Source organism: Paraburkholderia sp. GAS41 (genome assembly GCF_050436545.1).
In the GTDB taxonomy this organism is placed as follows: Bacteria; Pseudomonadota; Gammaproteobacteria; order Burkholderiales; family Burkholderiaceae; genus Paraburkholderia.
The window spans coordinates 85616-105213 of sequence record NZ_JBNDMK010000029.1; the positions used below are offsets into that span (position 1 = coordinate 85616).

Below are 19598 nucleotides of genomic sequence, written 5' to 3' on the forward strand. Positions count from 1 at the left end.
GCTGGAACGGATGAGTGCTGTGTCACTAGCGTGGGTGGCGCGAGGGCGCGTCTCGTGTTGGGCCGTTTCCGGTGGCAAGCCTAGACGGCTCACTACCGGCTGGCGGTGTGAGCCCGCTTTCTTTTGCCTACTTTTCTTTGCGGCGAAGAAAAGTAGGTGCTGCCCCGCACAGGGGCGAGCTAGCAAACCAATAAGAAAGCAAGGAAAGGCCAACACCGTAAGAGAACAACCACAGCGCCGCAGGCAAACAAACCACCCAAAACCCACCAACAACAAGCCGCCGCAGGCAAACCCCAGCCACCCCTTATAATCAAAGATTCCATTGCACCCCAGCAGATCACGAACAATGAGCGACACCACGCCCGACACCACGCTAGCCAAGAGTTTCGAGCCCCACAACATCGAAGCCCAGTGGGGCCCGGAGTGGGAAAAACGCGCCTACGCCGCGCCAGCGTTCACCGGGAACGGCACGAACTTCTCCATCCAGCTTCCGCCGCCGAACGTCACAGGCACCCTTCACATGGGGCACGCCTTCAACCAGACGATCATGGATGGCCTCACCCGCTACCATCGCATGCTCGGCGAAAACACCCTGTGGGTCCCCGGCACCGATCACGCCGGTATCGCCACGCAAATCGTCGTCGAACGCCAACTCGACGCCCAGGGCGTCTCGCGCCATGACCTCGGCCGCGAAAAGTTCGTCGAACGCGTCTGGGACTGGAAACAGCAGTCCGGCTCCACCATCACCGGTCAGGTCCGGCGGCTTGGCGCGTCCATCGACTGGTCGCGCGAATACTTCACCATGGACGACAAGATGTCCGCCGCCGTGCGCGACGTCTTCGTCCGTCTGTATGAACAGGGCCTGATCTATCGCGGCAAGCGCCTCGTCAACTGGGATCCGGTCCTCATGACCGCCGTCTCCGACCTCGAAGTCGCCAGCGAAGAAGAAAACGGCCATCTGTGGCACATCCAGTATCCCCTCACTGATGGCTCGGGGCATCTGACGGTCGCCACCACCCGCCCGGAAACCATGCTCGGCGACGTCGCCGTCATGGTTCATCCCGAAGACGAACGCTACGCCGCGCTGATCGGCAAAACGGTCAGGCTGCCGCTCGCCGACCGCGAGATCCCCATCATCGCCGACGACTACGTCGACCGCGAGTTCGGTACCGGTGTCGTCAAGGTCACCCCCGCGCACGATTTCAACGACTATCAGGTCGGCCAGCGCCACAAGCTGCCGCAGATCGAAATCCTCACGCTCGAAGCGAAGATCAACGACAACGCACCGGAAAAATACCGCGGTCTCGATCGCTTCGAGGCACGCAAGCAGGTCGTCGCGGATCTGGAAGCCATCGGTCTGCTCGAGTCCGTCAAGCCGCACAAGCTGATGGTGCCGCGCGGCGACCGCACCGGCGTCGTGCTCGAACCGATGCTGACGGATCAATGGTTCGTCGCCATGAGCAAGCCGGCGCCGCAAGGCACCTACAATCCCGGCAAGTCGATCGCCGAAGCCGCGCTCGACGTGGTCCGCAACGGCCAGATCAGGTTCGTGCCGGAAAACTGGACCACCACGTACTACCAATGGCTCGAAAACATCCAGGACTGGTGTATTTCCCGCCAGCTCTGGTGGGGTCATCAGATTCCCGCGTGGTACGGCGAAAGCGGCGAAATCTTCGTCGCCAAGACCGAAGACGAGGCCCGCGCGCAGGCTGCCGCCCAAGGCTACACCGGCGCCCTGAAGCGCGACGAAGACGTGCTCGACACGTGGTTCTCGTCCGCGCTGGTACCGTTTTCGTCGCTCGGCTGGCCGAACGAAACGAAGGAACTGGAAGCCTTCCTGCCGTCGTCGGTGCTCGTCACCGGCTTCGACATCATCTTCTTCTGGGTCGCGCGGATGGTCATGATGACCACCCATTTCACCGGCAAAGTGCCCTTCGACACCGTCTACGTACACGGTCTCGTACGCGATGCCGAAGGCCAGAAGATGTCGAAGAGCAAGGGCAACACGCTCGACCCGATCGACATCGTCGACGGTATCGACCTCGACTCGCTGGTCGCCAAGCGCACCACCGGTTTGATGAACCCGAAGCAGGCGGCGTCGATCGAGAAGAAGACCCGCAAGGAATTCCCCGACGGCATTCCCGCCTTCGGCACGGACGCGTTACGTTTCACCATGGCCTCGATGGCCACACTGGGCCGTAACGTCAACTTCGACCTCGCCCGCTGCGAGGGCTATCGCAACTTCTGCAACAAGCTGTGGAACGCCACCCGCTTCGTGTTGATGAACTGCGAAGGCCATGACTGCGGCTTCGGCAAACCCGCCGATGCATGCGGCCCGAATGGCGAGGGCAACTGCGGCCCGGGTGCTTATCTCGACTTCTCGCAGGCCGACCGCTGGATCGTCTCGCATCTGCAGCGCGTCGAAGCCGAAGTCGCCAAGGGCTTTGCCGACTACCGTTTCGACAATGTGGCCAACGCCCTATACAAGTTCGTATGGGACGAATACTGTGACTGGTATCTCGAACTCGCCAAAGTGCAGATCCAGAATGGCGCACCGGAACAGCAGCGCGCCACTCGCCGCACCCTGTTGCGCGTGCTCGAAACCGTCCTGCGTCTCGCGCATCCGGTGATTCCGTTCATCACCGAAGCGCTGTGGCAGAAGGTTGCCCCGCTTGCCGACCGTTACCCGCAAGGCGAAGCGGAGGGTCAGGCCTCGATCATGGTGCAGGCTTATCCGGTGGCGGATGCCAGCAAGGTGGACGACGCCGCCGAGCAGTGGGTGGCCGACCTGAAAGCCGTCATCGACGCCTGCCGCAATCTGCGCGGGGAAATGAACCTGTCGCCGGCCGTCAAGGTACCGCTGCTCGCTACCGGCAACGCCGAGCGTCTGCGCACCTTCGCGCCGTATGCCCAGGCGTTGGCGCGCCTCTCGGAAGTGCAGATCATCGCCGACGAGGCGACCCTCGACGCCCAGGCGCATGGCGCGCCAATTGCTATCGTAGGCAATGACAAGCTGGTGCTGAAGGTGGAGATCGACGTCGCAGCCGAACGCGAACGCCTGTCGAAAGAGATTGCGAGACTGGGCGCCGAAGTGACGAAATGCAACGCCAAGCTGCAGAACGAAAGCTTTGTTGCGAAGGCGCCTCCCGCAGTCGTTGAGCAGGAGCAGAAAAGGCTGGCAGAATACGAGATGACTATCGGCAAGCTGAATGCGCAACTTGCGCGACTGCCGGCCTGATTGATGCTCCACGCCTGTGCCGACGCACAGGCGTAGTCACTAGAGGATTCAGGGGTAAATAACATGCTAAAAGTTACAAAAGCCGTATTCCCGGTAGCAGGTCTTGGCACCCGGTTCCTCCCCGCCACCAAGGCAAGCCCCAAGGAGATGCTGCCCATCGTCGACAAGCCGCTGATCCAGTATGCGGTAGAAGAGGCCATGGCCGCGGGCATCACCGAAATGATCTTCGTCACGGGCCGCAGCAAGCGTGCCATTGAAGATCACTTCGACAAATCCTACGAGATCGAAGCCGAACTCGAAGCGCGCGGCAAGGACAAGCTGCTGGAACTGGTACGCAGCATCAAGCCGAGCCACGTGGACTGCTTCTACGTGCGTCAGCCCGAAGCGCTCGGCCTCGGCCACGCGGTGATGTGCGCTGAAAAGCTGGTGGGCGACAACCCGTTCGCCGTGATCCTCGCGGACGACTTGCTGTACGGCAAACCGCCCGTGATGGCGCAAATGATCGAGGTATTTGACCACTATCACAGCTCGGTGATCGGTGTCGAAGAGATCCCGCACTCCGAGACGAAGTCGTACGGCATCGTCGACGGCAAGGAATGGGAAGATTCGATCATCAAGATGTCGGGCATCGTCGAAAAGCCGGCGCCGGACGTCGCGCCGTCCAATCTCGGCGTGGTGGGCCGCTACGTGCTCAAGCCGCGCATTTTCGAACATCTGCGCGCGCTCAAGCCGGGTGCCGGCGGCGAGCTGCAGTTGACGGACGCCATCCAGTCGCTGCTGGCCGATGAACAGGTCCTCGCCTACAAGTATCACGGCACGCGTTTCGACTGCGGCAGCAAGCTCGGTTACCTGAAGGCGACGGTCGAGTTCGCGCTGCGTCACCCGGAAGTGGCCGCGGACTTCGAAGAGTACCTGCGCACACGCTCGCCGGTGCTGGAAGGCTAGGCAGTCGGAAGGTTTAAAGTAGAAGCGCGGCGAACGTAAGGGAAAGCGCGCAATAGAACTGAGAAAGGCGCTGCTGCCCTCTATGCCGGGCGGCAGCGCCTTTTGTTTTGTGAGCGGATGGCACACCATCGTGCAAGTCCAGCGTGCCGGCTGCAGCGCATTCCTGCAAAGCGAAGAAGCTCAAAAGACGGTCGAAACGGGAGTCGGATATGCCGAATGAACGGCGCTCAAGCAACACGATCCAGCATTGGACCGACAAGTGGGTGTCCTCTGTCTCCGACTATTCAATCTTTGCGGTTTCGCTGGACGGCCAGATTCTGACGTGGAATGCTGGCGGCACGGTCATCCACGGCTATGAGCCGGCAGAGATAATCGGCCAGCGCCTCGATATCCTCTATACCCACGAAGATCGCCAAAAAGGCGTGACCGCTCACGGCCTGGAGATCGCTCGCCGCACAGGCCGTCACGACACCGAAGGCTGGCGCCTGCGCAAGGACGGCGGGGCGTTCTGGGCCAGCGTCGTGATCAACGCGTTGCACGCTGAAGATGGACACATGGCCGGTTTCGTGAAAATCGTGCGCGACATGACCGATAAAAAGGCCGCGCACGACGCCGTGCTGGAAAGCGAGCGGCGCTTCCGCATGCTGGTTCACGGCGTCACCGATTACGCCATCTTCATGCTCTCGCCGGAAGGTCTCGTCACCAACTGGAACGCCGGCGCGCGCCGCATCAAGGGCTACACCGCGGAAGAAATCATCGGTTCGCATTTTTCGCGCTTTTACCTGCCCGAGGACGCGGCAAGCGGATTGCCGCAGCGGGGCCTCTCGATTGCCGCGCGAGACGGACGCTTCGAAGCGGAAGGATGGCGCGTGCGCAAAGACGGCACGCGCTTCTGGGCCCACGTCGTGATCGACGCCATCCGCGAAGACGACGGCACACTGGCCGGCTTTGCCAAGATCACCCGCGACATTACCGAGCGGATGGAATCGAACCGCCTTCTCGAAGATGCCAAAAAGGCGTTGTTCCAGTCGCAAAAGATGGAGGCCATCGGCAAGCTGACGGGCGGCGTGGCGCACGACTTCAATAACGTCCTGCAGGTCTTGCGCGGCAACCTCGAATTGCTGGACCGGCGTCATTCCGGCGACGTCTGGACACGCGAGCGGCTGGACAAGGCCATCGATGCCGTCGAGCGCGGCGCGAAGCTCGCCTCGCAACTGCTCGCCTTCGGTCGCCAGCAGCCCTTGCAACCGGTGGTCATCAACCTCGCAGCCGCCATCCGCGGCATGGACGACCTGCTGCGGCGTGCCCTGGGTGAGACGATCGACGTGGAAACGGTGGTGGCCGGCGGCCTGTGGAATACGCTGGTGGACATCCATCAGCTCGAGAACGTTATCCTGAACCTTGCGATCAACGCGCGCGATGCCATGCCCGAAGGCGGCAGGCTGACCATGGAACTGGCCAATGCCATGCTCGACGACGGCTACGTTGCCGGCGTGCCGGACGTGACTGCCGGTCAGTACGTCATGCTGGCCGTGACCGACACCGGCACGGGCATGCCACCTGACGTGGTCGAGCGCGCGTTCGATCCGTTTTTCACCACGAAACCGGAAGGCCAGGGCACCGGGCTCGGCTTGAGCACGGCCTATGGCTTCGTGCGGCAAAGCGGCGGACATGCCCGTATCTACAGCGAGCCCGGACACGGCACGACGATCAGGATCTACCTGCCGCGTTCGACCGGAATCGCGGTCGAGCCGCCGGCGCGACCCGCCGTCAAGCTGCAGGGCGGCACCGAAACGATCCTCGTGGTGGAGGACGACCCGAAGGTGCAATCCACGGTGGTCGACACGTTATCCGGCCTCGGCTACCGCGTGCTGAAAGCCGACAGCACCCAGCAGGCGCTGACGGTCATCCGCAGCGGCGTTCACCTCGACCTGCTGTTTACCGATGTGGTCATGCCGGGATTGCCGCGCAGTACCGAGATGGCGGCCCAGGCAGTGCAGCTTCTGCCGGGCCTGAAGGTGCTGTTCACCTCTGGCTACACGCAGAACGCGATCGTGCACGGCGGACGGCTGGACCCAGGTGTCGAGTTGTTGAGCAAGCCGTACAGCCGGGAGCAACTCGCTTCCAAGATCCGCCACATCCTGCAAACGGCCGGCACGACCGATGTCGACGCGGACCTCACGCCCCGCGCAACCACCGCGGAACCGAACGGTCTGCGCGTGCTTTTGGTCGACGACGATCTTGCGTTGCTGGAAGCCGCGAGCGAATTGATCAAGATGCTCGGTCACGTTCCGGTGATGACCGGCTCGCCGGACGAAGCGCTGCGCTGGTTTGGCGAGCGGCCATTCGACGTGCTGGTGGCCGATCTCGCGATTCCCGGCAAGTCGGGCATCGAGCTGGCGGAAAAAGCGGTGGCGTTGCAGCCGGCGTTGCGGGTGATTTTCGCCTCGGGCAGCGAGATGCCTGACGCGCCGCCGCTGACGTTCCGCTGGAAGGCGTTACGCAAGCCTTATACGCTGGACGAACTGAGCGTGGTGCTGGACAGCGCCCGCCCGTGATACAGCGACACTCACGTGCTCAGCGGCGCCGCATCAGAAACACGAACACCTTGTCCTGAGTCGAAACCTCGACGATTTCGTTTCCGGTCTGTTTGGCGAACGCGGCGAAATCGCGTTGCGACCCGGGATCGGTGGCGAGCACCTTGAGAATCTGGCCGCTTTCCATGTCGGCGAGCGCCTTTTTGGCGCGCAAAATAGGGAGCGGACAGTTCAGCCCGCGCGCATCGACTTCCTTGTGAACCTGAATTTGCATCGACGATGACCTTCGGGATGAGGCGCCGCATGCGACGCCGGACAGAGGGTCAAATTCTACCGCAGCCGCCCTCTCCCCGCCTGACGCGGCGCAGACAGGGCGGCCATCATGGACGCGCGCTGCGGCCCTTTACAGCGTGACGGCCTGGCCAGTCTGCAGCGACTGCCGCAGTGCGCTGCCAATCCGCGTCGCTTCCAGTGCATCGGCGAGCGTCGCCCCCGCGGACTCGCCGCCCTGCACCGCCGCGACGAATGCCCGCGCCTCGTACAGAAACGCGTCTTCGAAACGGTCGAAGAAGGTCGGCGTGCATTCGTTGCGAATCCCGCTCGCGTCGGTAATCTCCACGCGGTTCGAGCGCGGATTGTGACCGATCGCCAGCGAACCCGCCGTGCCGATCACCTCGCTGCCGGTGTCGTTGCCGTGCGCCATGGTGCGCGACGCGTAGAACATCGCGAGGCGCCCGTCTTCGAACTCGCAGATTGCCACGCCGTTGTCGACGTCGCCGAACTCGCGCAGTCCTTCATGCAGCGCAATCGTGCCGCTGGCAAACACCCGCTTGGCGCGCGGCTTGCCGAGCAGCCAGCGGGCGACGTCGATGTCGTGCACGGTGCAGTCGAGAAAAATCCCGCCCGAAGTGGGCGCGAAGCGCACGAAGAAACCGTCGGGATCGTTCTTGTCGGTGGTCTGCGAGCGCACCATGAACGGCCGCCCGATCACGCCCGCAGCGATTTTGTCGAAGGCGTCGCGATAGCTCGGATCGAAGCGGCGCATGAAGCCGATGGTGGCTTGCAGATGCGGCTGCCGCTCCGCTTCCGCCAACACGCGCTCGCACTCCGCCAGATCGAGCGATAGCGGCTTCTCGCAGAACACATGCTTGCCGGCACGCAACGCGTCGACGATCTGTTGCGCGTGCAATGCCGAAGGCGTGACGAGCCACACTGCGTCAACCTCGCGGTCGTCCAGCAACGCGGCGTAGTCCCGGTACAAACGAGGCGCCGGCAATGCCCCGGCCGCCCACGCCAGCTCTTCTTCCACGGGACTGCAGGCGGCGACGAGCGCCGCGCCGGGCACATGGTAAGCCAGATTCTCCGCGTGCCGCTTGCCGAGCCGCCCGAGCCCGACCACCCCTACGCGTACCGGCTGGCGGTTAGAAGTCGTCGTCATCATGCCTCCCCGGCGAGGTTCACCGGCCGGCCTTCGCGCCATGAACGGGTCGCGGCGTCGGCCAGTTCGAGCGCCTTCAGGCCGTCCGCCACGGTGGTGCGAACCGCTTTGCCTTGCGTGACCGCGTCGAAGAAATGGGCGATTTCCGCGGCATAAGCAGCGCGGTAACGCTCAAGGAAAAACGCTTCCGGCACGTCGCTGGAGACGTTCGTTTTCGAATACGCCACCACTTCCGTTGGCCGCACGTTGCCGGCTTGCAGCATCCCTGTACTGCCAAGGACTTCGAAACGTTGATCGTAGCCATACGCCGCGCGCCGCGCCGTGTTGATCTGGCACAGGCGTCCGCGCTTCGTGCGGATCGTCACGGCCGTCGCGTCGATATCGCCTGCCTCGGCGATGGCCGGATCGCTCAGACAACTGCCGGTGGCGTGCAAGGTCTCGGCTTCGTCGTCGAGAATCCAGCGGAAGATATCGAAGTCGTGAATCAGCATGTCCTTGAAGATGCCGCCCGAATGCTTGATGTATTCGACCGGCGGCGCGCCCGGATCGCGGCTCGTGACGATCAGCATTTCCGGCGTGCCGATTTCGCCCGCGTCGATGCGCGCTTTCAGGGCCGCAAAGGTCGGATCGAAGCGGCGCTGGAAACCGATCATGCACACCACGCCCGCTTTCGCCACGGCATCCGCACAGGCGCGCGCGCGTTCGAGCGTCAGGTCGACCGGCTTTTCGCAGAAGACGTGCTTCTGCTGCGCCGCGGATTTCAAAATCAGATCGGAGTGGGTATCAGTGCTCGAACAGATCACGGTTGCACCGACCGACGCGTCGCCCATCGCGCCGTCGATATCCGCGACCTGCGCGCCGTGCAAGGCGGCCAGCGACGCCGCCGCTTCCCGGTTCACATCCACCACGTACTTGAGCCGCACGCCCGGTTGCCGCGCCAGATTGGCCGCATGAATGCGCCCGATGCGCCCCGCGCCGAACACCGCTACGTCGATTGTCTTGCCGCCTGCCACGTCAGTCATCGTATCCTCCAGTGTCTTTCGATTCTTCCACGTTTAATTCCAGCTTGTATGCAAGCGCGATGAACAGCGCCTGGCACAAACAGATCGTGCTGGTCAGCGAGCGGAACGCGAACGCGCTCCCCTCCTTCACATAAAGTTGCGTCGTGGCGTAGCGCGCGAGCGGCGACAACTGACTGTCGCTGATCACGAGCGTCTTCGCCTGATGGTGATGCGCCACTCGCAGGCAGTACTGAGTTTCCTTCCCATACGGGGCGAAGCTGATCGCAATCACCACGTCGCCCTTTCTGACGCTGCGAATCTGCTCGCGATACATGCCGCCGAAACCCGAAATCAGATGCACACGTTTGGGCGTGTGCTGCAGCGCGTAGACGATATAGCTTGCGACCGGAAACGAACGGCGCACGCCGACCACGTAAATGTTGTCGGCGTGCTGCAGCATCTTCACGGCCGCGTCGAACTCCTTGTCGTCGAGGCCCGCTTCGAGTTCTTCGAGCCCGCCGCGCGAAGCGGCGATGAATTCACGCGCGACCGACCCACCCGAAAGCGCACCCGGTTTCTCGTCGATCAGCTTGCGGATGCGCTGCTGATAGCTCGGTGACGAAGCGCCCTGGCCCGTATAGGCCTGGCGAAACACCGCCTGCAGATCCGAGAATCCCGAGAAGCCGAAGCGCTGCGCAAAACGCACCACCGCCGACGGATGCACGCCGCAACTCGCCGCGATGTCGCTGGTGCGATCCATCATCACGCTTGCACGATGCTGCTCGAGATACGTCGCGACGCTCTTCAACTGGCGCGGCAACGATTCGTAGTTCTCAGCAATGCGCTGCATCAAATCTTCGACGCTCGGTAGTTCTTCTGTGCTGTCTTCCGCCATGGCTCTTCCTTTGCTGCTTTATTGCGTTGCAAAACGGCCTCCAAGACTATCCATGCACCGCACTGACGCTGGGATTATAGGCAGCAGCCCATTGAAATGGAACATATTTTCCATTTTTCTTTGTCATGAAATTTTCATTGCAAGAGCGCGAAAGTTGGCCTAATCTTGGTTCTGAGCGATGGTGAGCGAGCATGCGTGTAAACGCCAAGAGGGCTTGCGAGTAGGTAAAAACACCAGACGTTCCCTTCAATAACGAAGACCGAGAAAGGTGGAGACAATGAGACTTTGCAATGGCAAGGCAACGCTGAGGATTCTGGTAGCGGCATTGGCAATGACGGCGGGATTGGCCGCCACGACCGCAGCGCGCGCGGCGGATGCGCACTTCGTGTTGATCAGCCACGCACCGGATTCCGATTCCTGGTGGAACACCATCAAGAACGCCATCAAACAGGCCGACGAGGACTTCAACGTCGAGACCGACTACCGCAACCCGCCTAACGGCGACATCGCCGACATGGCCCGCCTGATCGAACAGGCCGCGGCGCGCAACTACGACGGCGTGATCGTCACCATCGCCGACTACGACGTGCTGAAGGGTTCGATCGGCAAGGTCACCGAGAAGCACATTCCTCTCGTCACGATCAACTCGGGCACCGAGCAGCAGAGTGCGGATCTCGGCGCGATCATGCATATCGGCCAGCCTGAATACACCGCGGGCAAGGCCGCGGGGGAAAAGGCCAAAGCCGCCGGCGTCAAATCGTTCCTGTGCGTGAACCACTACGCCACCAATCCGGCTTCGTTCGAACGTTGCCGCGGTTTTGCGGAAGCGCTCGGCGTCGACTTCAAGTCGTCGACGCTCGACGCCGGCACGGACCCCACCGGCATCCAGTCCAAAGTGAGCGCATATCTGCGCAATCATCCGGACACCGGCGCCGTGCTCGCCCTCGGCCCGCTCTCGGCCGCGCCGACCATCAAGGCCCTGCAGCAGATGGGTCTGGCCGGCAAGATCTGGTTCGCCACCTTCGACTTCGACGACGACATCGCCAAGGCCATCAAGGACGGCACGATCAAGTTCGCCATCGACCAGCAGCCGTACCTGCAGGGCTACATCGCAGTGGCGGTGCTGGCCATCGTCAAGCATGACCACACCACCGACCCCGTAAAGATCCGCCAGATCCTTCAGGCCAACCCGAAGTTCCAGGCACGTCTGTCCACCTACGGTCTCGCTCCCTCCTACGGGCCGCGCAATATCGGTTCGGGCCCAGGCTTCATTACGAAGGAGAATATCGACAAGGTAATCAAGTACGCAGGTCAGTACCGCTAAGCAATCTTGCGTTGAGTTCGGGTACGGAATAACCACCGTCCCAGCAGGCATGAAGGGAGCGCGTGCCGCCAGCCACCCCTGGCCCCGGCCGCACCCGCTTCCCTTCGCAGAGTTTCATCTGCACTTCACTTGCATCAAGCGCCGTTAAGCGAAGCGTCACGCCGACGCCATCCGCTGGCGCATCAAGGAGAGTTTCAATGGGCGTCGCCAACCCCTTTCACGCCAAGCATCCCCCATCCGAACAGGACGCCGCCGCAGCCGCGGCCTCCGGCACCGCTGCGGCAGCAGACGAGCGCGTGCGTCGCGAATCCTGGTTCAAACATCTATTGAGCCGACCGGAATTCGCCGCGCTCGCCGGCACGGTGATGGTGTTCCTGGTGTTCGGACTCTCCGCCGGCAACTCCGGCATGTTCGCCCTCGATGGCGTGATGAACTGGTCACAGGTCGCGGCCTATCTCGGCATCATTTCGGTCGGCGCGTGTCTCCTGATGATCGCCGGTGAGTTCGATCTTTCGATCGGCTCGATGATCGGCTTTTCCGGCATGATGGTCGCGCTGCCCACGATGTACTTCCACTGGCCGATCGCACTATCGATCCTGTTCGCATTCGCCGGCTCCATGCTGCTCGGCGCGCTGAACGGCTATCTCGTGATGCGCACCCGCCTGCCCTCTTTCATCGTCACGCTGGCCTTCCTGTTCATCCTGCGCGGCCTGACCCTTGCGCTCTCCGTGATGTTTGCCGACCGCACCATCATCTCCGGTGTCGGCGACGTTGCGGCGCATGACTGGCTCGCCCATACCCTGTTCCAGGGCGTCGCGTTCAAGGGCCTGTTCACCTGGCTCGGGCACATCGGCGTGGTCAAGCTGCTGGACAGCGGCTTGCCGCTCGTGCCTGGGATTCCGAAAGTTATCCTGTGGTGGTTCGCACTTGCCGCGGTCTGCGCGTTCGTCCTCGCCAAAACGCGTTCAGGCAACTGGATCTTCGCAGTGGGCGGCGACGCCAATGCGGCGAAGAACGTCGGTGTGCCGGTGCGCCGCATCAAGATCTCGCTGTTCGTGCTGACCGCCTTCTGCTCGTGCCTCTATTCGGTGCTGCAGGTGTGCGACATCGGTTCGGCAGCGGCCGACCGCGGCCTGCAGGCGGAATTCGAATCCATCATTGCGGCAGTGATCGGCGGTACCTTGCTGACCGGCGGTTACGGTTCGGTGGTAGGCGCATCGTTCGGTGCCCTGATCTTCGGTGTCGTGCAGATCGGCATTACCTATACGAATATCGACTCGGACTGGTTCCGGGTGTTCCTCGGCGCGATGTTGCTGTTCGCGGTGCTGTTTAACCACTACGTGCGCAGCCGTGTTGCGGCAGCCCGCTAAACGAGGAGACCACCATGAACACTCCCACGAACACCACCCAACCGGCGGACGCGGACTATATCCTCGCGCTCGAGAACGTCAGCCGTTATTTCGGCAACGTGATCGCGCTGAAGGACATCACGCTGCGCCTGAAACGCGGTGAAGTGCATTGCCTGCTGGGCGACAACGGCGCGGGTAAATCCACGTTAATCAAGACGCTCGCCGGCGTACACCGGCCGAGCGAAGGCACCTACCTCGTCGACGGCAAGCCGGTGCATTTCACCTCACCCAAAGACGCGCTCGATCTAGGTATCGCCACCGTTTATCAGGATCTCGCGCTGGTGCCGCTGCTTTCAGTCGCGCGCAACTTCTTCATGGGCCGCGAGCCGCAGAAAAAGCTGTTTGGCTTCATCAACGTGATGGATCTCGACCATTGCGCGACCGCCTCGCGCGACAAGCTCGCGGAAATGGGCATCAACGTGCGTGACGCACATCAGCCGATCGGCACGATGTCGGGCGGCGAAAAGCAGTGCCTCGCCATTGCACGCGCCATTCACTTCGGTGCGCGCGTGCTGATTCTCGACGAGCCGACCGCGGCGCTTGGCGTGAAGCAGAGCTTCAACGTGCTGAAGCTGATCCACACCGCGCGCGCCAAAGGCATTTCGGTGATCTTCATCACGCACAACGTGCATCACGCGTATCCGATCGGCGATTCGTTCACGCTGCTCAATCGCGGCAAGTCGCTCGGCACCTTCACGAAGGACACCATCAGCAAGGACGAAGTGCTAGACATGATGGCCGGCGGCGCCGAAATGCAGAAGATGATCGGCGAGCTCGAAGGCGCGACGATCTGAATTGCGCCATGCGGCGGATCGCACGGCTTCGCCGTGCGTGCGCCGCGTGCCACGCTTGGCCGTCAGGTCAAGCGCCAAGACATACAGGACATTCCATGGCTCTTACCAGTACATCCACGCCGTCCGTTGCCAGCACCGCCAGCCGCTTCGAGCCGGGCCGCAGCCGCGACATCATCTGCCTCGGCCGGCTCGCGGTGGATCTCTACGCGCAGCAGGTCGGCGCGCGTCTCGAAGACGTGTCGAGCTTTGCCAAGTATCTGGGCGGATCGTCCGCCAATATCGCCTTCGGCTGCGCGCGCCTCGGGCTCGCCGCGTCGATGCTGGCGCGCGTCGGCAATGACCATATGGGCCGTTTTCTCACCGAAACGCTCACCCGGGAAGGGTGCGACGTCAGCCATGTGCGCGTCGATCAGGAGCGCCTCACCGCACTCGTGCTGCTCGGCCTGAAAGATCGCGATACGTTCCCGCTGGTTTTCTACCGCGAAAACTGCGCCGATATGGCGGTGGACGAGGCCGACTTCGATGAAGCGTACATCGCCTCATCGAAAGCGCTGCTGATTACGGGCACGCACTTCTCCACCGGGCAGGTCAACCGTGCGAGCCGCCGCGCGCTCGACTACGCGCGTCGCAACGGCGTGCGCACCGTGCTCGATATCGACTACCGTCCCGTGCTGTGGGGCCTTACCGGCAAGGCCGACGGCGAGACCCGCTTCGTCGCCAATGAAGACGTCACCGCGCATTTGCAGCGCATCCTGCCGCTGATGGATCTGGTGATCGGCACCGAAGAGGAATTCCGCATTGCCGGCGGCAAGGACGATCTGATCGGCGCCCTCGCGATGGTGCGCGCCGTCACGCCCGCGACGCTGGTGGTCAAACGCGGCCCGCTCGGCTGCCAGATCATCGACGACGATGTGCCGGCGACGCTTGACGACGCGCCGATCCATGGCGGCGTCGAAGTGGAGGTCTTGAACGTGCTCGGCGCAGGCGATGCATTCGCCTCGGGGTTCCTGTCCGGCTGGTTGCGCGATGCACCGCTCGAAGCGTGTGCGCGCGCGGCGAATGCGAGCGGCGCGCTGGTGGTGTCGCGCCATGGCTGCGCCCCGGCCATGCCGACCCCCGCCGAACTCGACTATTTCCTGAGCGAAGCAAAAGCCGACCCGCAACGGATGCGCCGGCCCGACCGCGATGCGAAGCTCGCGCGCCTGCACCGTGTTTCCCCTGCCCGCAAGCAATGGGATGAGGTGCTTGGCTTCGCCTTCGATCACCGCAATCAGTTCTTCGATCTGGCTCAGCAGACCGGCGCGGACGAAGCGCGTATCGCGCGGCTCAAGAGCCTGTTTGTCGATGCCGTCGCCCAGACCGAAAGCAAGCTTGGCTTGCAGGGACGTATCGGGGTACTGATCGATGACCGTTACGGCCAGGATGCACTGAACGCCGCCACCGGCCGTGGCTGGTGGATCGGCCGCCCGGTGGAACTGCCGGGCTCCGTGCCGCTCGTGTTCGATCACGGCCGTTCGATCGGCACCACGCTGATCCCCTGGCCGCAAGAGCACGTCGTGAAGTGCCTCGTGCAATTCCATCCTGACGAGCCCATCGAACAACGCCTCGAACAGGAAGCGCAAATTCGCGCGCTCTACGACGCCACCCAGGCGAGCGGCCACGAACTGCTGCTCGAAGTGATTCCGCCGAAGCATGCTCATCTGCCGGGCGGCTCCGATATCGTGTATCGCGCGTTGAAGCGTCTGTACAACATTGGCATCTATCCGGAGTGGTGGAAACTGGAGCCGATGGAAGCGGCCCAATGGCAGGCTGTCGACGCGCTGATCGCCGAACGCGATCCGTATTGCCGCGGGGTGGTGCTGCTCGGCCTGTCCGCCGCCGTCGAGCAGTTGAACGATGGCTTTCGCGCCGCAGCTCAATCGGCAACCTGCCGTGGCTTCACCGTGGGCCGGACGATTTTCCACGAGCCGAGCCATGCGTGGCTGGCCGGCACGATTGGCGACGACGAACTGATCGCCCGCGTGCGACAGACCTTCGAAACGCTGATCGATTCGTGGCGCACTGCGCGCGGCAACATCACGCCGCAAAGCGCCCCGTCGCAGCACGTTCACCAGGAGCAGGCTGCATGAACCAGCGCAACTTGCATCACGATACCTCTTCCGCTCCCGCTGCTGCCGCGGCGCCAGCGAACGCACCGGCCACCGGCACGCTGCGGCTTACCACGGCGCAGGCGCTGGTCCGCTACCTCGCGGCGCAGCGCGTCAGGACCGAGGACGGCACCGGCACCGAGCCGCTGTTCGGCGGCGTGTTCGCGATCTTCGGACACGGCAACGTCGCGGGCATCGGCGAAGCGTTGTATCAGCATCGTCATGAACTGCCGACGCTGCGCGCGCATAACGAACAGGCCATGGCACATAGTGCGATAGCCTATGCGAAGGCCCATTTCCGGCGCCGGATGATGGCGGTCACGACCTCCATCGGACCCGGCGCAACCAATCTGCTGACCGCTGCGGCGCTCGCGCATGTGAACCGCTTACCGGTCCTCCTGCTGCCCGGCGACATCTTCATCTCGCGCGCACCGGACCCGGTTTTGCAACAGGTCGAGGACTTTCACGACGGCGGCATTTCCGCCAACGACGCATTCAAGCCCGTATCGCGTTACTTCGACCGCATCGTGCATCCCGCGCAATTGCTGAACGCGCTGCCGCGTGCGCTGCGTGTGCTGACCGACGCGGCGTTGTGCGGACCGGTGACGCTCGCCTTGCCGCAGGACGTGCAGGCCATGGCGTGGGACTTCCCGGCCGACTTCTTCGAACCGCGCGTGGTCGGCTTTCATGCGCCCGCCCCCGTGGCCGAAGAGATCAGCGCCGCCGTCGAACGCTTGCGACAGGCCAAACGCCCGATGATCGTCGCCGGCGGCGGCGTGCTGTATGGCCACGCAACCGACGCACTGCATGCGTTCGCCAGTGCCCACGGCATCCCCGTGGCCGAAACCCAGGCCGGCAAAGGTGCGCTCGCCTGGAACGACCCGCTCAATACGGGTGCGCTGGGTGTGACCGGTTCGCCCGCAGCGAACGCACTCGCGCACGATGCCGATTGCGTGCTGGCAATCGGCACCCGTCTGCAGGATTTCACGACCGGCTCGAACACGCTCTTCACGCAGGCCGATGTCATCGGCATCAATGCGAATGCTTTCGACGGCCTCAAACATCGCGGCCGCCTGGTCGAGGCGGATGCCCACCTCGCGCTCGAAGCGCTCACCGCGGAACTAGGCAGCTGGCATGCCGACCGCGCGTGGACCGCACGGGCACACCAGCTTGCCGCGGGATGGCGCGACGCCGTGGGCATGCTCACGCACGCGCCGCAACACGAAACGGTGCTGCCGTACGACGCGGATGTGATCGGCACGGTGCAACGCTCGAGCGCGACGTCCGCTGCCGACGATATCGTCGTGTGTGCGGCGGGCACCCTGCCCGCTGAATTGCACAAGTTGTGGCGCGCGGGCCGACCCGGTGCGTACCACGTCGAATACGGCTATTCGTGCATGGGCTACGAGATTGCCGGGGGGCTCGGTGCGAAGCTGGCACGCCCTGAACGCGAAGTGATCGTGATGGTCGGCGACGGCAGCTACCTGATGATGAACAGCGAGATTGCCACCTCGGTGATGCTCGGCGCAAAGCTCATCATCGTCGTGCTCGACAATCGCGGCTACGGGTGTATCAATCGTCTGCAACAGGCTTGCGGCGGCGCGCCGTTCAACAACATGTTCGACGATTGTGAGCAAGGCCCGCTGGGCGCCCCGCCGATCGATTTCGCGGCGCATGCGCGCGCGCTCGGTGCGCAAGCCGAGCACGTCGCGAACGTGGCCGAACTCGAAGGCGCGCTGCAACGCGCGCGCGCGGCCGACCGTACCTATCTGATCAGTATCGACACCGACGCGGCGCGTACCACCGACGACGGCGGCTGGTGGTGGGAAGTCGCCGTGCCGGAGGTCTCCGAACGCGAAGGCGTGCGTACTGCACGCGCGCAATACGAAACCCAGATTGCCGAGCGCGCCAAAGCCGCCGGCGACACCCAACACGATTGAGGACGCTCGCATGACTCAGTTCGAAGTACGAATCGGCATCAACCCGCTGTCGTGGATGAACGACGACCTGCCATCGCTGGGTGGCGAAACACCGCTCGAAGTCGCGCTGACCGAAGGACGCCAGATCGGCTATGACGGGTTCGAACTCGGCAACAAGTTTCCGCGCGAACCGCAGGCCTTGAAAACGCTGCTCGCGCAATACGACCTCGCGCTCGTGTCCGGCTGGTATTCGGGGCGGCTCGCGCGCGGCACGGTGGAGGAAGAGATGGCTTCGGTGGACGCGCATCTGGAGCTGCTGTCGCGCAACGGCTCGACGGTAATGGTGTACGGCGAGGTCGCCGATTCGATCCAGGGTGCGCCGCAGCCGCTCTACCAGCGCCCGCGCTTCTTTAGCGAAGCGCAGTGGGACGCCTATGCGGCACGCGTGGATGAGTTCGCCCGTTATACGCTGAGCCGTGGCGTGCGACTCGCGTACCACCATCACATGGGTGCCTACGTGGAAACACCGGCGGACGTCGACAACCTGATGGCGCGCACGAGCGACGCCGTGGGGCTGCTGTTCGACGCCGGACACATCACGTTTGCCGGCGGCGATCCGCTCGCGGTGCTGGACAAACATATCGGCCGCGTCTGCCACGTCCATTGCAAGGACGTGCGGCCTGCGGTGATGAAACTCGCGCGCAACCGCAACTGGAGTTTTCTGGACTCGGTGATTGCCGGCGCGTTCACGGTTCCCGGCGATGGCACGGTGGATTTCCCATCGATTATCGACCGCCTGAAACGGCACGGCTATCGCGGCTGGCTCGTGGTCGAAGCCGAGCAGGATCCGGTGATCGCGCAATCGTATGTTTATGCGGAGAAGGGGTATCAGACGTTGCGGGCGCTGGTGGATGCACCGCTCGATGCCGGCACCTCTGCGACGAAGGAGGCAGCATGAGTTTGCTGGTGAAGGCGCAGCGCGAGGGCCAGACGATCGCGCGAGTCACGCCGGAGACAGCCGCGTGGCGTTATGTGGGTTTCGCGGCTTATCGCCTCGGCACGGACGAGGTGGTGCATGTGTTCGAACCGGCGCGCGAGGTTTGCATCGTGGTGCTGTCGGGCGCGGTGGACGTGGAGACGCCGGATCAGAAGTGGAGCAGCCTCGGCTCGCGCGACAGCGTGTTCGAAGATGCCGCGCCGTATGCGGTGTATTTGCCGCCGGGGGTGCGATCGACGGTGCGGGCGCTGCGTGATGCGGAGGTGGGTGTGGCTAGCGCGCCGGGTAAAGGCGGGCTGCCGGCGAGGCTGATTGAGCCTTCGCAGATGACCCGCTCGACGCGGGGCAAGGGGCAGAATACGCGATACGTATGCGATATCTTGCCGCAGACCGAGGTTGCGGAGTCCTTACTGGTTGTCGAGGTGCGCACGCCGGGCGGGAATGCTTCGAGTTATCCGCCGCATAAGCATGACACGGACAATGTGCCTCACGAGAGTTCGCTGGAGGAGACTTATTATCACCGGCTCAATCCGCCGCAGGGGTTTGCTTTTCAGCGCGTGTATACCGATTCGAGGGATATCGACGAGTCGATGGCTGTCGAGGATCATGATGTGGTGATGGTGCCGCGTGGGTATCATCCGGTTGTCGTTCCCTATGGGTATGATTCGTATTATCTGAATGTCATGGCTGGGAAGCAACGGACCTGGCATTTCAAGAATGATCCGGCGCATGAGTGGATTATTAATAAGGAGTGAGGTTTTTTTTGCCTTGCGGGCGCTTTGGTTGGGTTTTTATGGCGTTGGCCTTTCCTTGTATTCTTAGTGGTCTATTTACTTCGCCCCTGTGCGGGGCAGCACTCACTTTCTTTGCCGCCGCAAAGAAAGCAACTGTATTGAAGGTCAAGTGCCAGAGGCTCAGTGGATCATGATTTCGGCGGAGTCCAGGGTGTAGAGT

General features: G+C 63.0%; 14 protein-coding genes and 1 pseudogene. 10 read left to right on the plus strand and 5 right to left on the minus strand.

The features are described 5' to 3' along the window. Positions 1-346: 346 nt before the first annotated feature. The 3 genes from P3T43_RS30250 (at position 347) to P3T43_RS30260 (ending at position 6741) form a co-directional block, all read left to right on the plus strand. Positions 347-3238, plus strand: a complete 2892-nt coding sequence (locus P3T43_RS30250; RefSeq protein ID WP_429284668.1) for a valine--tRNA ligase — start codon at positions 347-349, stop codon at positions 3236-3238. A gap of 63 nt (positions 3239-3301) precedes the next feature. Next, the gene (gene galU, locus P3T43_RS30255; RefSeq protein WP_429284669.1) at positions 3302-4183 is read left to right on the plus strand and encodes a UTP--glucose-1-phosphate uridylyltransferase GalU; all 882 of its coding nucleotides are present in this window, start codon (positions 3302-3304) and stop codon (positions 4181-4183) included. Between the two features lie 209 nt (positions 4184-4392). Further along, positions 4393-6741 (plus strand): PAS domain S-box protein, encoded by a 2349-nt coding sequence (locus tag P3T43_RS30260; RefSeq protein ID WP_429284670.1) that lies wholly within the window; start codon positions 4393-4395, stop codon positions 6739-6741. A 19-nt stretch (positions 6742-6760) separates the two neighbouring features. Here the strand turns inward: P3T43_RS30260 and P3T43_RS30265 are convergent, their stop codons facing one another. From P3T43_RS30265 to P3T43_RS30280, 4 genes are all read right to left on the minus strand, one after another. Continuing rightward, positions 6761-6988: a sulfurtransferase TusA family protein gene (locus P3T43_RS30265; RefSeq protein ID WP_074265982.1), complete on the minus strand. Its 228-nt coding sequence runs from the start codon at positions 6986-6988 to the stop codon at positions 6761-6763. A gap of 135 nt (positions 6989-7123) precedes the next feature. Beyond that, complete coding sequence (locus P3T43_RS30270) at positions 7124-8158, minus strand: Gfo/Idh/MocA family oxidoreductase (RefSeq protein WP_429284671.1); 1035 nt, start codon at positions 8156-8158, stop codon at positions 7124-7126. Continuing rightward, positions 8158-9180 carry an inositol 2-dehydrogenase gene (gene iolG, locus P3T43_RS30275; RefSeq protein WP_429284672.1) on the minus strand — a complete coding sequence of 341 codons (1023 nt, stop codon included), beginning with the start codon at positions 9178-9180 and terminating at the stop codon, positions 8158-8160. Before iolG ends, P3T43_RS30270 begins: the two co-directional genes overlap by 1 nt. After that, a complete protein-coding gene (locus tag P3T43_RS30280; RefSeq protein ID WP_429284673.1) occupies positions 9173-10054 on the minus strand; it encodes a MurR/RpiR family transcriptional regulator in 882 nt (293 codons plus the stop codon). The genes iolG and P3T43_RS30280 overlap by 8 nt, the downstream gene beginning before the upstream one ends. 277 nt (positions 10055-10331) lie before the next feature. Between P3T43_RS30280 and P3T43_RS30285 the strand changes: the two genes are divergently transcribed. From P3T43_RS30285 to iolB, 7 genes are all read left to right on the plus strand, one after another. After that, the gene (locus P3T43_RS30285; RefSeq protein ID WP_429284674.1) at positions 10332-11378 is read left to right on the plus strand and encodes a sugar ABC transporter substrate-binding protein; all 1047 of its coding nucleotides are present in this window, start codon (positions 10332-10334) and stop codon (positions 11376-11378) included. Positions 11379-11575: 197 nt separating this feature from the next. Continuing rightward, positions 11576-12748: an ABC transporter permease gene (locus P3T43_RS30290; protein ID WP_429284675.1), complete on the plus strand. Its 1173-nt coding sequence runs from the start codon at positions 11576-11578 to the stop codon at positions 12746-12748. 14 nt (positions 12749-12762) lie between these two features. Next, entirely contained in the window at positions 12763-13581 is an 819-nt protein-coding gene (locus tag P3T43_RS30295) for an ATP-binding cassette domain-containing protein (protein WP_429284676.1), read from the plus strand. Between the two features lie 95 nt (positions 13582-13676). Beyond that, complete coding sequence (locus P3T43_RS30300; RefSeq protein WP_429284677.1) at positions 13677-15710, plus strand: bifunctional 5-dehydro-2-deoxygluconokinase/5-dehydro-2-deoxyphosphogluconate aldolase; 2034 nt, start codon at positions 13677-13679, stop codon at positions 15708-15710. Further along, on the plus strand, positions 15707-17668 hold the full coding sequence (gene iolD, locus P3T43_RS30305) for a 3D-(3,5/4)-trihydroxycyclohexane-1,2-dione acylhydrolase (decyclizing) (protein ID WP_429284678.1): 1962 nt from the start codon (positions 15707-15709) through the stop codon (positions 17666-17668). The genes P3T43_RS30300 and iolD overlap by 4 nt, the downstream gene beginning before the upstream one ends. A 10-nt stretch (positions 17669-17678) precedes the next feature. Beyond that, complete coding sequence (gene iolE, locus P3T43_RS30310; protein ID WP_429284679.1) at positions 17679-18605, plus strand: myo-inosose-2 dehydratase; 927 nt, start codon at positions 17679-17681, stop codon at positions 18603-18605. Beyond that, entirely contained in the window at positions 18602-19399 is a 798-nt protein-coding gene (gene iolB / locus P3T43_RS30315; protein ID WP_429284680.1) for a 5-deoxy-glucuronate isomerase, read from the plus strand. Before iolE ends, iolB begins: the two co-directional genes overlap by 4 nt. Here the strand turns inward: iolB and P3T43_RS30320 are convergent. Continuing rightward, positions 19386-19598, minus strand: a pseudogene (locus P3T43_RS30320) (hypothetical protein); the annotation flags it as partial. The gene iolB and the pseudogene P3T43_RS30320 sit on opposite strands and share 14 nt — an antisense overlap.